The organism is Pseudoalteromonas sp. G5_S1_14_S5 (assembly GCF_054968605.1).
Genome location: NZ_JBQKUM010000009.1, coordinates 12,586 through 26,011, shown reverse-complemented (window position 1 = coordinate 26,011; position 13,426 = coordinate 12,586). Strand labels below are relative to the sequence as shown.

The following is a 13,426-nucleotide window of genomic DNA, read 5'->3' as shown; positions in this document are numbered from 1 at the left end:
CTCTTAATTTCAAACTATTCGAATTCGTTCAGATTACTCTTTACCGAATACATTGTTCTCTTGCTCTTGTACACGGATGAAAGTCGTACGCTTCGTTAGCTCTTTAAGCTTTGCTGCGCCTACGTATGTACAACTTGAACGTACAACACCAAGGATATCTGAAATCGAGTCATGAACGTTGCCGTGGAACGGAAGTACAGCATTTCCTAGAGATTTATTCCCATAAATAACGCTGTTTTACAATGAATGCCGCCATTTTTCCGCCACGTAAATAGGATAGTAAGACCGTGAAGATTAAGGATCACTTTGTAACATCGCTTACTCCTAGACCTGCAACTCATGAACAGCGCAAGTTATAATAATCCTATCACTAACAAATCAGCTACGAGAAGCTTATTAGAAACTGATCTGGATGGCTCCGTGTCAGTAAGCCTGCAATATTATTGATCAATGAATAAATATTAATCTTAAGATGTAAAAAGCCCACTCCAGATCGTGTGAGGTGGGCGAAATAGGAATCATATGCTGATATTCAAATTGCGAATAAACAGCTCGGATCCTCTACTCAATATGAGTTATAAGGTCATATTTATCTGAATCCGCTTTAGTCATCCAGTACTTTCCATCGAATGGGGCAGAATCTAAGGTAAACAGATAGAAATCGATGCCTTTGTCACCCATTACTTCATTGAAATAAGTCGCCTGTTTGCGGTGGCTTTCATCTGTGTATGGGAAATCTTTTGCAGTTTTGTCTCCCTCTCCCCAACTATGAACACCGATTTGCTCGAGGCTTGCAATGTCATCAACCTCTCTCGCGCGCTGGAGAGTACGCGTTTTACCTGCAGCGAAGAGATCAGTACCGCCAGAGAAAACGGATCCGTTAGGTGTCACCACTGTGTTTATTTCGTGATCGTGGATCATCAGGCCTGTATACATATTGATGTCATCATCCATGCTGCCATCAATTTGATTATCAAATAGCAGCCATTTCTCTTTGTTGTTACCAAGAAACTCTTCTACAATATCATTGAGTTGTGTATTGGTTGTAAGGCCTAGAGTGCTGCCAATATCATCCTCATCAATAGCTCGGAAGAAATCATCAAAGGCAAAAGTTGTCGTAATATCAATTCTCGTACCTTGTTCTACCGCAGTTAAGATCGTGCTTCCAATACTTGCAATATACTCAAGGCCATCAGTGTAATACTCCAAGTCTAGCGATTGGTTACCATCTATTGTAATTGATTGAATCAATGTAAAGTCACCAGATACTTCATGCTTATCACTGGCGCAATCAAAACCATCAAACGCACCATTTTCCGGTAAAATTGCACATTCTCCGGATTCGAAATCCATCCACACGTCGACTTTGTTTTCGTTAAGGTCGACAAGCTTTACTAATAATAATCCTTCACTACCATCACTAATTGCAAACTCAGTTTTATCATAGACATTCCCATCAAAGGTGAGCTTAACCCCATCTAGAAACAACACCCTATCATCTATTAAATCTGCCAATTTCTCTGATGAAAACGTATAATCAGCAACAGGTCTAGAGGCTTCATTTTCGTTTGAACTTGAACTTGAGTTACACCCAGCCAATAGGATAAACGGCATGGCTAATAATAACTTTATGTATTGTTTCATAATTACCCCCCCCCACAGGATTTGCAATTAGATGCACTCCCAGTCTTATTAAAATTTGAACTATTGACACTATAGTCAATAGGACACAAAACATACACCTGTTTACTTTAAAATAAAATACTCAGGCAATTGTTAGCGTACTAAATAGATACTTTCTTATAATGTGCTAGCACGAGTTGCCTGTACTGTCGTAAATCTATCCCCACTCAAAACAGAATGCATATTTGCAGCTAAGTGCATATTAGTTTCTTATTCCCATATGCTATTTTCCTCAGTCTACTAATGAAGTGTCGCACACATTATCTGAAATTGTGGGTTTGTAAAATGTTTGTCAATTAAGGACGGGAGCCGAGTGACGTGATTGCATTCACCTGATATTGGTTTATATTCCCCCCCTTACTTACAAGGTTATTTATATGAAACATATTGCTCAATTTATATCTCTTGCTCTCGTTGTATTTCTAACCGGCTGTGGCGGTGGTAGTGAAAGTGCAAAAGAACCTGATCCAACACCAACACCAACACCAACACCAACACCAACACCAACTAAGATGATAGAACCAGGGGGTTATATCCTATCGGAGAATTTCAGTCGTAATGTTGAACTCTCTATTGTTAGTAATAATAAAAATCATACCATTGAAGAAGCGGTTTTTATTGTCAAAGACAATAACGGTCAAGAAAGGAGACTTTATGCAATCTTCCCTAATTTCGCGATAAATCAAGATATTAACTTAGGTGAATATCAACAACAAGATCCATACTTACCTGGACTTACATACCATGCAAGTATAAATATTGAGCCGTTGTCAGAAACTAATCAGATAAAAATTACATTTAACCAGGTTGATGAGGAATTTAAAGATTTTGGCTTTGAAGAGAGCCAAACCTTACACTTCAAAAAAATCAGTAAAAGCATAGGGTTATCAAAACTTGGCAAATTAAAGTTCCATTCTGATGATTTGAAATATGATTTATTAGTCGATGACAATGAAGATGGCACAGCATCAATTCAAGGCTATCAGGCAGAATTAGGTTGTGAGATTGAAGGTAGTTTACAATCGGTTCAGGATGGTGGCATACGTTCTTACTATATTGATAGTATCGCTTATACTGGTTGTAGCGATGAAGTTAACGATGGCGATTTTTTCGCTTCAATGTACAGTTACGTAACTGAAGAGCAATTTAAAGTAAAATTACTATTCAACCCACCTAATGTTCAAGATATTCATCGTAAAGGCGGAGTAGCAATTGAATTAACTGCTTATTAAATTAGCTCAATTTAGAACTTTTTAAACCAAAGCCTTTAATATTGATGCATCTACGATCATTTGCACATAAATACTGAATTAGTAAAGTACTGAGTTCAAGTCCTAAGTGCGACAACTCCCCATTTAAGCAGCCATGCTCATCTCTAAAAATATGATGGCTGGCTGTTTAAAGCCTAAACACATCAACATGTGGTTTAACTCATACCTTATTGCACTTGATAGTTCACGGCTGAGCTGCCGCCTGTGACTTCCACACGGGTGTTCTGTGTGATCTCATCGACTACTGCATTGGCAATGGCTTCTGCCATCTTTCCTGCCGTAGCAAATTCACCATCAAGCACAAAGCCCTGGGCTTTAAGCTCGGTTTCTAATTTTTGTTTCAGTGATGTTTTACTTATCGCCATTGCTACTTCCCTGCATAAACGGTGGTTGATACGTCGACATGCGGTTTCCACATGAAGGGCAAATACTCGCGCCGGTACACACGCCTTTTCCGCCATTGAATTTGATGGTGTCGGCGTCTTCGGTGATGTTCTTAGCTTTGATGGTTCTATTGCCTTTGACGGTTTCGGTGTGGTTCCCATCAATTTCAGCGATTCTATCTTCAAGCACTTTGATTTGTTGAGTGAGACATTCAAGCTTGTCGGCTTGGTCTGTCTTACGTTCAAAGTTACCTTCCTGGTCGACTAATTGATACACGCCTTTTCGCTGTTGGTTTCTCCTTCCTTAATGCCGGGCAGTTTAAAACCTAGTGGCAGCACGCAACGAATAAAAGGCTTGTCGGGTTGGGCGAACATAAACCCGAGTTCAACAATACTGCCGATAGCCGGCGACTCTAACGGTTTCGGTGTGGTTCCCATCAATTTCAGCGATTCTATCTTCAAGCACTTTGATTTGTTGAGTAAGGCATTCAAGCTTGTCGGCTTGGTCGCTCTTACGTTCAAAGTTGCCTTCCTGGTCGACTAATTGATACACGTCTTTGCGCTGTTGGTATCGGCTTTCGCCTTCCTTAATGCCTGGCAGTTTGACCCCAAGGGGCAGCACGCAACGAATAAAAGGCTTGTCGGGTTGGCCAAACATAAACCCGAGCTCTACGATGCTGCCGATAGCCGGCGGCTCTAGACGTCCCGCATGGTCACCGAGACCAGGAACCGGAAGCGGCACCGCCTGCAGTGGTGATTTATCTTCATACTCCATGCCTTTTTCATCGAGCAGCTGCACATCCACCGCGTAGTGAGGATAAAAACGATCGGATAAGCCCCCCTCGTGTGGCAGCTCTGGCATTGCAACGACTTTTCCCCAACGTGGTAAGTGCCATCGCCCAGTGAGTTCAGGAAACAGCCTAAAGATGAGTAGAATAGATACAGAGCATTTTATAAAGCTGTGTAAATTGTGGCACCTCCATACCTATTTCACATTAGCAGATGCTCACAGCCAAAATACCATCAACGAAGAGCGGTCGAGAATGAAAGCAAAAAAGCAGCCTCTAGTCAAAGCTCAACGCACTAGGCTGAGTAATGTTGCCCTTTGCGGTCAGACAATACCTTACCGTCTTTGATCGTCACGATTCGCTTAGTTCGTTCCGCAAGCGAATTATCATGTGTCACGATAATCAATGTTCGCCCCTCCGCATGAAGACAATTAAACAAAGACTCTATCTCTGCGCCGGATTTTGAATCCAATGCCCCTGTAGGTTCATCAGCTAAGATGATTTGCGGATCGTTAACTAGGGCTCTCGCAATCGCCACTCTCTGCTTTTGACCACCAGAAAGCTGATTTGGCTTGTGGTCGAGGCGATCCCCTAACCCAACTTGATCAAGTAGCTTCGCGGCACGCTGGCGACGTTCTTTGGCTTTGATCCCAGAGTAAACCAATGGCAATGCCACATTATCCAACGCTGTCGCGTATTCCAGCAAGTTAAAGCTTTGGAAAACAAAGCCTATCTTTTGGTTACGAATACCGGCTAGCTCGTTCGGACTTAGACTTGCGACGTTTTGACCACCCAAATGGTATTGGCCATAGGTCGGTTTATCTAAGCAGCCCAGCATGTTCATCAGGGTCGATTTACCTGAGCCAGACGGACCAAGAATGGAAAGAAATTCACCTTGGTTGATGGTCAAATCGACCCCGTCTAGCGCACGTACTTCCGCCTCTCCGCTTGAGTAGTATTTACAAATGTTGGTCAACTCAACCAGTGTCGTGTTCGACATCTTATCTCCAGAGTTTTTGTTATTCACTTTGCAGCGCTTCCAATGGGCTAACTTTAGCAGCGCGGTTTGCAGGCAGCCATGCAGAGGCGACACCAATAAACACCAAGGTGGAAATCACAATCGCAACAACGATCCAAGAAAGCTCAGGGACCGGTTTCCCAAGGTGTTCATAGAAGGTGTTGCCTTCTAGGTTTATGGCGCTGATGGCCGACACAAGCGTGTAAGTCAAACCTAGCCCAAGCACACCGCCGAGCATCATGGTCATCAGTGATTGCACTAGATAGTGAAGACGAATGGCTGTAGGCGTGGCGCCGACTGCCATGCGCACACCGATGTCTCGGGTGGAACGTTTTACGGTCGCGTACATGACATTCGCAATTCCTACGCCCGCCACGGCCAGCGTGACAAAACCGATGATCCCAAGAAAGCTTTGTAAGCCAATCAAGAACTGCTGCATGCTTTTCTGTTTGAGGAACATATCTTCCACTTGGACGACCTGCTCATCACTCACACTGGCGCCGTGTTTACGAGCGATCACCTGACGAATGGTTTTTGCCAGTTTTTCACGATCAGCATGAACTTGCGGCTCGACGTTGATGCCTCCGATATCGCCGTTTGTATGAAAGCGTTGCCACGTTGCTAACGGCACGAAGCTGGCGTAGTTGATTTGGTCGCCCTGTTCGATTTCAGCACTGTTCTTCTTCAACACACCAATTACGGTGAACTCTTCACTACCAATTTTTACCTTTTCACCGACAGGATTGGTTTGCAGTATCACAGGGGTAAACCAGCTGAAATCTTCAATAGGGTTAAACAAGTCCGCAGCAAGTGAATGGCCCAACACAACGACTTTACGCATCTCTTTTTGATCAAGTGGATTGAGCCAACGTCCGCCATCCATCGGGATTAAGTTGGTCATAGATGCGAAGTCTGTCGTAACGGCTAGTGGTTTTTGCCATATTCCTCGGTCACCGACTGTAATGCGCTCATCCCAAACTGCGGTTGGCGCAACGCTTTTCACCTCTGGCAGGGCTTTAATTACATCGTTATCGTCGGCTTTTAAGGTTAAAAACTTACCTTGGTGGAAGACGCCATAATCGACGGTCGCCATGCCTCCGGTTAAGTAAATCAGGTTCCCGTTACCATCTTGCGCTGTTCTTAATACACCTTGGCGAATGCCCTCGCCCACCGCCAGCATGGCTGCGATACAAAGGGTTGCCCATGCAACGGCAAGAATGGTTAATCCCAAACGCAGCTTTTCTGCTGCCATTTCCTGAAAGATTTGTCTCATCGGTAGCAACATATTTATGCCCTCGCACTTAATGCTATTACGGGGGTGAGACGCGATGCTCGCCTTGCCGGAAAGTAAGACGCCAACAAAGCTAGAACGAGAGTCACCAACAATGACAAAAGAATGGAATCTCCCGTAATCACAGGAAAACCTAACCAATCTGGTAAATGCATAGACCCGAGCAGTGCCACCACCAAGTATGCCATCATTAAACCAAGTGCGGTGCCAAAAGCCACCAATAACAATCCTTCAAGGATGAACTGGCTGAGTATGGATTTTTGCGTTGCGCCAATCGCCAAGCGTACACCGATTTCTCGCGTTCGCTCTGTCACAGAGAGGAACATAATATTTGCGACACCAAGAGCGCCAACAGCCATGGTCATCGCACCGCTCGCCCCCAGAAAGATTTGAATGCCACGGAAAATGCCCGTAATTACCGCCGCTGCCTCGCTAAAGTCTGGCAAGTTAATCGCTTCTTTGTCAGTCGGGTCAAAGTGCAATTGTTTGGCATAAAAGTTAACGATGGCTTGTCGGAATGCATTGCTATCCATATCGTCGACAGGCTTGAGTAGCAGCATCCAAGGTTTAGCATCCCACAAATCAAGATATGTGGTATGAGGGATGAAGACTTTACGGCTATCACCAAATGAAATGCCCGCATCTTCGTCTTTCATAATGCCGATCACCAAAAATGGAATGCCATTGACTTTGGCTGTTTGCCCGACGTGAAATCCCCCCATCTTGGCAACTTGATCCCCCAGAATCGCAACGCGAGTGTGGTTGGCAATATCACTGGGTGAAAGGTTACGCGAACCTTGCTCCAACTTACGTTGAATCAACGAGAAGTAATGGGAATCAATGCCACTGACGAAGCTTGTCAGGTTCTGCCCTTTTTCATTGGTGACGTTCGCATCCCACTTGGCATAAACACTGGATGCTTGTTTCACAAAACCCGATTGTTCAATCATATCGACCTTGTCCTGCGGGATCTGGATCTCGCGTCTCATAGGTAAGCCATGCCAAGGTTTGCTAGTACTCGACGGAAAGGCGACTTGCACATTGTTGACCATAAATGATAATTGCTGAGTTTGATGGCGATAAAAACCTTCACCCAATGCAATCAACACCACAACTGAAATTACCCCCCCAAGCAATAGCCACGATGGCCAACATGCTCTTCACGCGGTGCGCCATCAATGTTTGCCATGTTTGCTGCAATACAGTCTGCTGTAATAAAGTTTGCTGCAATAGACGGGTCATGAGTTAAATACTCGGGAGATCAGTACCATGGTGTCGTCATCTAACTTACCTGCGGTTTGCAACAAGCCGATACGCTGACGCCAGTAGTTGTACAGATTATTTTGCAGGCTATTTTTCGCCTCAAACAAGCTGTTGTGCGCACTAATCACTTCCGAGACTTCTAACATACCGGCATCGTAAAGTTTCTCTTTACTGCGCAACACTTTCTCGCGAGAAGTAACCAATTCATCAGCCATCAAAACTTGGTTCCAGTTAATGTCGACTTGAGTAAACTGCTGAATCACGCGCTTTTGGATGTCGATTTCGACTTTACGTAAGTCTTGTTTTGCGCTGAAGGTATTGAGTGACGCTTCGTCCACTCTGGCACGCGTTGCGCCATTCAAGTCAATAGGCACACTGAGTGTAATGCCCGCGCTGAATTCACCGTCTTGATGTCGGTCATCATCGTTATACCCAACATTAGCTTTCACCGTTGGGTAGTAAACGCCTTGGGCTGCATCTTTGGCAAACTCGCTGGCTTTCACGTTCTGTGCTGCTACCAGCAATTCTGGACTACTGTCTTTAGCAAGCTTTAGCCATTGCTCTTGCGATTCCACCATCATTGGCGGTTGAACAAGGGAGTCAGTGCGAATTTGGTCAACGTCTTGGGGAACTTGGTTGATCAAAGCCGCCAGGTCCGCTCGTTTAACTTCTAAATCTGAGCGCGCATTCAAAATGCCTGCTTTATCAGCAACTTGTGTCGCACGGATCTCTTCTACATCCACCGATTTCACTTTACCTGCTCGGTAACGCTTCTCGATGATCTTCAGCAATTTGTTGCCTTCTGCAAACTTGGACTGCGCAAGTTGAAGATCCCCCTGCGCGCTTGCCACATCCAAATACGATGAAAGCAATCTTTTAGCTAGTTCATTGTGTGATTGAGTCAGCTCTAGCTGAGCTTTGATGTAGTTGGCATTTGCTTGATCCAAATCTGACCACAAGCTGCTGTCCCAAATAGTTTGAGAAAGCGATGCGCCATAACTGTTGGTGCTGTCAGTGGATTCATTCCAATTCGCCGATGCCGTGGCACTTAAGCCGGGTAAGAGTGAACTGCGGCTCGCATCAACACCCACTTCGCCAAGTTGAACACCAATTTTGGCTTTCTCGTAATTTGGGTCACTTTGTTTCGCCTGTTGCCACGCTTGTTCAATCGAGATGCCATAGCTTGGTAAGCTGATTGTGGCCACCAGAATCGCGCATCCGATTTTAGATAGGTTTCGCTTAGCCATGTGCGGCTCCCATCATCATGCTGTTATCGATGATTTCTTCGTCTAGCTTAACGCCATCCAATACTTCTACGTTGATGCCATCCGACAAACCAAGCTTCACTTTTTGTTTGTGGAAACCTTGCTCTGAGCTATCTGGAATCAATACGTTTGGTGTATCGCCATCAAATTTGAGTGCTCGCTCTGGCAAGGTTAAGACGTTCTCAGATTTCTTCAGTGTGATTTGTGCTGTGGATGAGAAACCCGAACGCAGTAAGATCTCTTTTGGGATCTTCAGTTCACCAACTTCGACTTCAAATCCGTTATCAAAGCTTTTTGCCGTCGCGTTACCTGCTGGCGAGTTAAGGTTTTCTGATTGGATTGCAACTTTGGTTAACACACCCGAAATTTCCATATCAGGATAAGGTGCAACGGTAAGCAGCACAGGCATACCCGGAGTAAGCTGCGCGGCATCGTGCTCGCTCACACTTCCTTTGAAGATCAGGCTGTTCATATCAGCCAGAGACATCATTTCTGTCGCCGCTTGGCTGGACTCGGTTGAGATAATTGGTTCACCCACTTCCACTTTGCGGTTCAATACAGTGCCATCAATTGGTGCATGAATGGTTGAAGTTAAACGGGCATCACCAATAGAAGCTTCACCACTGCGGATCAGTTCTAGGTTCTGGCGCTTTTGCAGTACGTTCGCTTGCGCCGATTTCACTGCTGAGCGCGCGCTGACGTATTCGTCGTAGTTTTCAGGGATGATGTCTTGTTTCACCAAGCTTTCAAGGTTAGTCAGCTTTTGTTTAGCAGATTCTAAGTCCGCTTCGCTGCGCATGAGATCTGTCGATGCATCGGTCAGTGCTTGTGGCGTCGGGTTCGGGCGAACCTTAATCAATGCTTGGCCTTGCTTGACCTTCTCACCGACCTGCACGTACATTTCACCCACAATGCCATCGATTTGCGACTTGATAGACACTGAGTGCGCAGGAACAATATTACCGACCGCTACCGCTTGTTTTTCAATGGTTCCCTTTTCCACCACCAGCGTTTGAAACGTCTCTGGTTGAGTGGAAGGTTGCAGATAAAAATATGCACCGCCGCCAAGCAATGCAACACTTATAGAAGAGACAAGCCAAATTTTTGCCATTATTGATACCGATTATTTTTGTGTCGTATTGTGACAATCTTATGAACATAAAGTTCTTGAATAATATCGGCTTTAATATCGTGAGTTTGTAATATTTGGTATGGCTATGTCAGATAGCTATTGACAGTAAGTTAGATGGATAATCCACTTAGTGACATGAGCCTAAATATTGACGCCGTTGGGTGATTGACTCAAATGCCATGAGCTGAAAAAGAGGCAAATCGCTAATTATACAATCGTTATATAAACATCATCACGACTCATTTTACTTTTGCCAATTAATGAAACTGATTCACAAATCAAGTTAGATCACTCACAATTACTATCACGCTCATCGCTGACTCTCATGGATACTTATGGTCAATCCCAAACTCATCGCCTTACTTCCCGATCTCGCCTCATTTATCCTAGTGGTAAACGAAGGCAGTTTTACTGCGGCAGCCAAGCAATTAGGGGTAACGCCTTCTGCACTCAGCAAGCTCATTACGCGTTTAGAGAAGGCACTGTCAGTAAAGCTTTTTGAGCGAACCACTCGTACGCTTATTATCACTCAGGCCGGTCAATTAGTTTACGATCAGAGCGTTGTCATGATTAACGCAGCACAGCAAGCGGTTGAATTATCTACCTCGGATCATACCGAGCCTTCTGGCTCACTCACTGTGGCTGCGCCAGAAGCGTTTTTGAACTCTGTACTTCAGCCTTTTGTGGTGCCATTTCTTAATCAGTATCCAGAGATCCAACTTAAGTTACGCGCTGCTGATGGTGATATCGACATACTACGCCAAGGCATCGATATTGCGTTTCGACTCACTGATAAGCCCGATGAGAGCTTGGTGTTAAAAGAACTAGGTAAAACCAACTTAGTGCTGTGCGCGAGCCCTGATTATTTGGGTCACAAAGGGACACCTTCCCACCCAACCGATCTGAGTCAGCACGATTGTCTGTACCTAGCAGAAACAGACAAAGACCATATTTGGGACTTTCTCAAAGACGATGAGTTTCACACCGTCTCCGTTAGTGGTCGATACGCAGTGAACCACTCTCAAATGCGACTTAAAGGCGTGAAAGAAGGTCTGGGGATTGGCATCTTCCATGACTTCGTGATTCAAGATGCGTTAGCAGAAGGCAGCGTTGTTCAAGTATTGAATAACTGGACCATCAAGAGTAACTATCACGGCGCTATAGCAATGCAGTTCGCACAAACCAAATACATGCCCGCCCGCCTTCGCGTGTTCATTGACTACGCGATGGAACACTTGGGTGACAAGTTAGCAGGAGGAATAAACTGATGCTAAAAGGAATCCACCACACGGCAATCATATGTTCCAATTACGCGGTATCTAAGTGCTTTTATACTGAAATTTTACAACTGGAAGTGATTGCAGAGAATTACCGAGATGCGCGCCAGTCTTACAAACTTGATCTGGCATTACCCAATGGTGCTCAAATAGAGTTGTTTAGCTTCCCTGATGCACCTGAAAGGCCGAGCTTTCCAGAAGCTCAAGGACTGAGGCATTTAGCCTTTTGTGTTGAGGACGTTCAACAAGTAAAAAGTTATTTAGAGGGGCATGGAATCGACGTCGAACCGGTTCGAGTAGATGAATTTACGGGGAAGTCATTCACGTTTTTCGCAGACCCAGACGGCCTGCCGCTTGAGCTTTATGAAATATAGAGCTTTATCAAAAATAGGTTTTATCAAATCTAAAGTTTCTTGATCAATCAACTTCCCGATAGAATAAAAAACGGACCTTCTCAAGCTGAAAAGGTCCGTGTTTGGTTCAATTAGCTCAACGCCGTTTTGAACTTCTCAACCCGTGAGAACAATAGCCAATCCAAAATCATAGCTGTTACAATCGTTGCTCCCGCGAGAGGAAATAGCACTGAAATAACCACAACACTCACCAAGCCAGTTTTCCATAGACCAGCATCGCCAAACTTAGGTGGCGCGCCAAGCTTACGTTGACCTGATGGTCTTCGCATCCACCACATCACACCGCCAGTTACTGATACCACAATGAATGCCAAGCAGAACAAGGCGTTTAAAAGCTTGTTGATAATACTAATATCACCTTGATGGAGAGAAATACCGACCGCTAATGTCTTAGCGGTAAAGTTGTAATCTTGCCAAGTCACTTCACCAAGGATACGACCAGAATATTGGTCTAGGTGCGTGGTACGATCTTGCGTTGGATCGATGATATCACCGCCCATCGTGTTCGCTGTCACCGTGTACACACCGGTTTCTGAACGTGGGAAGTTCACCTTGTACTGAGTGAAGCCAAGAGCTCGTGCTTTTGCAATGACATCATCAATGGCAAAGCTACGCGCAGACATGACGTGCATAGAGTGGTCATCGCCCATCTTAGAGTGATCATGAGGTTCAGACTCCTCTTCCACATGATGGACATGTTCGGCAGGTTTATCTTGAGACAACGGCAATGGTGTCTGTACCAAGTTCCAAGGAAGCTCTTCTTCCGAGCCATGGTTAAGGGATGCGTGTGTCTTATCAGACAGCGGAATATCATCCCACATTTGAGCAGGGAAAGTGCTCCACGCTTGCACTAACTTACCGCCCCAGAAGCCTGTCCACGCCAAACCAGAAAGGATAAACAACAACAGAATAAGAGATAACGTGCCACCTATGTTCGCATGCAAATCACGCATCAGTACCCTTGTCCCGGATGACAATCTCAACTTAAGAAAGCCTACGCGGCTCGCATTGTCTCTTGGCAACCATAGGTAAATGCCACTGACGAGCAACAGAATCGACAAGCTGATCGCAACTTCAATCAGATAATCACCCCAATCGCCAATCAATAACGTGCCGTGGATGTCGTTTGCCAACTGGTACAGGCTGTCGCTGCGTGGTACTTCACCGATGACTTCACCTGTATATTGATTCACAGTTGCGAAAACCGATGCGCCATCTTCCAGAGAAACTGAAAATCGGTTCGCCAAATCAGGCGCTTTACTTGGTACAAACTGTGTCACTGAGCCTTGTGGATATTGATTCTGCACTGCCGCTAACTGCTGCGAAACTTTGATCGGCTCACCAGATACTGCAATTTCAATCGCCTCTTGATGAAAAGCCAGTTCGATCTCATCATCAAACAACATGACTAAGCCAGTAATACTTAGCATCAGCATGAACGGGATAACGAACAGCCCAGCATAGAAATGCCAGCGCCACGTGAGAAAATAGAGGGTTTTAATGCGCTCTTTGCTTTGAATATCGGTTTTCGAACTGCTTGTTGCACTGCTTGTAGACTGCGAAGTCGCTTGTGCCTTCACATTAGTTTGAGATTCATTTCTCAACATTATTATTTCCTTTGACATGCGCAAACGAACCTTCT

The 13,426-nt window shown here is 44.9% G+C and carries 13 protein-coding genes and 1 pseudogene; 3 read left to right on the top strand and 11 right to left on the bottom strand.

Annotated features, from left to right (window positions below; translation table 11 throughout):
* Positions 1 to 33 precede the first annotated feature (33 nt).
* Together ACTRWI_RS04450 and ACTRWI_RS04445 are read right to left on the bottom strand one after the other, a co-directional pair.
* Positions 34 to 198: pseudogene (locus ACTRWI_RS04450) on the bottom strand (IMP dehydrogenase); the annotation flags it as partial.
* A 363-nt stretch (positions 199 to 561) separates the two neighbouring features.
* A complete protein-coding gene (locus tag ACTRWI_RS04445) occupies positions 562 to 1,644 on the bottom strand; it encodes a hypothetical protein (RefSeq protein WP_499129642.1) in 1,083 nt (360 codons plus the stop codon).
* A 416-nt stretch (positions 1,645 to 2,060) separates the two neighbouring features.
* Here ACTRWI_RS04445 and ACTRWI_RS04440 point away from each other — a divergent pair, with 416 nt between their 5' ends.
* Complete coding sequence (locus ACTRWI_RS04440; RefSeq protein WP_499129641.1) at positions 2,061 to 2,915, top strand: hypothetical protein; 855 nt, start codon at positions 2,061 to 2,063, stop codon at positions 2,913 to 2,915.
* 206 nt (positions 2,916 to 3,121) lie between these two features.
* Here the strand turns inward: ACTRWI_RS04440 and ACTRWI_RS04435 are convergent, their stop codons facing one another.
* From ACTRWI_RS04435 to ACTRWI_RS04400, 8 genes are all read right to left on the bottom strand, one after another.
* Positions 3,122 to 3,319 carry a hypothetical protein gene (locus ACTRWI_RS04435; RefSeq protein WP_499129640.1) on the bottom strand — a complete coding sequence of 66 codons (198 nt, stop codon included), beginning with the start codon at positions 3,317 to 3,319 and terminating at the stop codon, positions 3,122 to 3,124.
* Positions 3,306 to 3,614 (bottom strand): hypothetical protein, encoded by a 309-nt coding sequence (locus ACTRWI_RS04430; RefSeq protein ID WP_499129639.1) that lies wholly within the window; start codon positions 3,612 to 3,614, stop codon positions 3,306 to 3,308. Before ACTRWI_RS04430 ends, ACTRWI_RS04435 begins: the two co-directional genes overlap by 14 nt.
* Positions 3,615 to 3,722: 108 nt before the next feature.
* Positions 3,723 to 4,199 carry a hypothetical protein gene (locus ACTRWI_RS04425; RefSeq protein ID WP_499129638.1) on the bottom strand — a complete coding sequence of 159 codons (477 nt, stop codon included), beginning with the start codon at positions 4,197 to 4,199 and terminating at the stop codon, positions 3,723 to 3,725.
* Between the two features lie 221 nt (positions 4,200 to 4,420).
* Positions 4,421 to 5,125 (bottom strand): ABC transporter ATP-binding protein, encoded by a 705-nt coding sequence (locus tag ACTRWI_RS04420; protein ID WP_499129637.1) that lies wholly within the window; start codon positions 5,123 to 5,125, stop codon positions 4,421 to 4,423.
* A gap of 19 nt (positions 5,126 to 5,144) precedes the next feature.
* Positions 5,145 to 6,416: an ABC transporter permease gene (locus ACTRWI_RS04415; RefSeq protein WP_499129636.1), complete on the bottom strand. Its 1,272-nt coding sequence runs from the start codon at positions 6,414 to 6,416 to the stop codon at positions 5,145 to 5,147.
* Between the two features lie 14 nt (positions 6,417 to 6,430).
* A complete protein-coding gene (locus ACTRWI_RS04410; RefSeq protein WP_499129687.1) occupies positions 6,431 to 7,543 on the bottom strand; it encodes an ABC transporter permease in 1,113 nt (370 codons plus the stop codon).
* A gap of 129 nt (positions 7,544 to 7,672) precedes the next feature.
* Positions 7,673 to 8,944, bottom strand: coding sequence for a TolC family protein (locus ACTRWI_RS04405; protein ID WP_499129635.1), 1,272 nt, complete (start codon positions 8,942 to 8,944; stop codon positions 7,673 to 7,675).
* Positions 8,937 to 10,073, bottom strand: coding sequence for an efflux RND transporter periplasmic adaptor subunit (locus tag ACTRWI_RS04400; protein WP_499129634.1), 1,137 nt, complete (start codon positions 10,071 to 10,073; stop codon positions 8,937 to 8,939). The genes ACTRWI_RS04405 and ACTRWI_RS04400 overlap by 8 nt, the downstream gene beginning before the upstream one ends.
* Before the next feature lie 356 nt (positions 10,074 to 10,429).
* On the opposite strand from ACTRWI_RS04400, the gene ACTRWI_RS04395 reads away from it, so the two are divergent.
* Positions 10,430 to 11,362 carry a LysR family transcriptional regulator gene (locus ACTRWI_RS04395; RefSeq protein WP_499129633.1) on the top strand — a complete coding sequence of 311 codons (933 nt, stop codon included), beginning with the start codon at positions 10,430 to 10,432 and terminating at the stop codon, positions 11,360 to 11,362.
* Positions 11,362 to 11,745, top strand: coding sequence for an SMU1112c/YaeR family gloxylase I-like metalloprotein (gene gloA2, locus ACTRWI_RS04390; RefSeq protein ID WP_499129632.1), 384 nt, complete (start codon positions 11,362 to 11,364; stop codon positions 11,743 to 11,745). The genes ACTRWI_RS04395 and gloA2 overlap by 1 nt, the downstream gene beginning before the upstream one ends.
* Before the next feature lie 110 nt (positions 11,746 to 11,855).
* Here the strand turns inward: gloA2 and ACTRWI_RS04385 are convergent, their stop codons facing one another.
* Positions 11,856 to 13,391 (bottom strand): PepSY-associated TM helix domain-containing protein, encoded by a 1,536-nt coding sequence (locus ACTRWI_RS04385; protein ID WP_499129631.1) that lies wholly within the window; start codon positions 13,389 to 13,391, stop codon positions 11,856 to 11,858.
* Positions 13,392 to 13,426: the final 35 nt, after the last annotated feature.

Coding starts and splice junctions, on each gene's coding strand:
- ACTRWI_RS04445 (WP_499129642.1), bottom strand. CDS start 1,644: ATGAAACAATACATAAAGTTATTATTAGCCATGCCGTTTATCCTATTG.
- ACTRWI_RS04385 (WP_499129631.1), bottom strand. CDS start 13,391: ATGTTGAGAAATGAATCTCAAACTAATGTGAAGGCACAAGCGACTTCG.
- ACTRWI_RS04420 (WP_499129637.1), bottom strand. CDS start 5,125: ATGTCGAACACGACACTGGTTGAGTTGACCAACATTTGTAAATACTAC.
- gloA2 (WP_499129632.1), top strand. CDS start 11,362: ATGCTAAAAGGAATCCACCACACGGCAATCATATGTTCCAATTACGCG.
- ACTRWI_RS04435 (WP_499129640.1), bottom strand. CDS start 3,319: ATGGCGATAAGTAAAACATCACTGAAACAAAAATTAGAAACCGAGCTT.
- ACTRWI_RS04425 (WP_499129638.1), bottom strand. CDS start 4,199: ATGCCAGAGCTGCCACACGAGGGGGGCTTATCCGATCGTTTTTATCCT.
- ACTRWI_RS04400 (WP_499129634.1), bottom strand. CDS start 10,073: ATGGCAAAAATTTGGCTTGTCTCTTCTATAAGTGTTGCATTGCTTGGC.
- ACTRWI_RS04405 (WP_499129635.1), bottom strand. CDS start 8,944: ATGGCTAAGCGAAACCTATCTAAAATCGGATGCGCGATTCTGGTGGCC.
- ACTRWI_RS04395 (WP_499129633.1), top strand. CDS start 10,430: ATGGTCAATCCCAAACTCATCGCCTTACTTCCCGATCTCGCCTCATTT.
- ACTRWI_RS04440 (WP_499129641.1), top strand. CDS start 2,061: ATGAAACATATTGCTCAATTTATATCTCTTGCTCTCGTTGTATTTCTA.
- ACTRWI_RS04415 (WP_499129636.1), bottom strand. CDS start 6,416: ATGAGACAAATCTTTCAGGAAATGGCAGCAGAAAAGCTGCGTTTGGGA.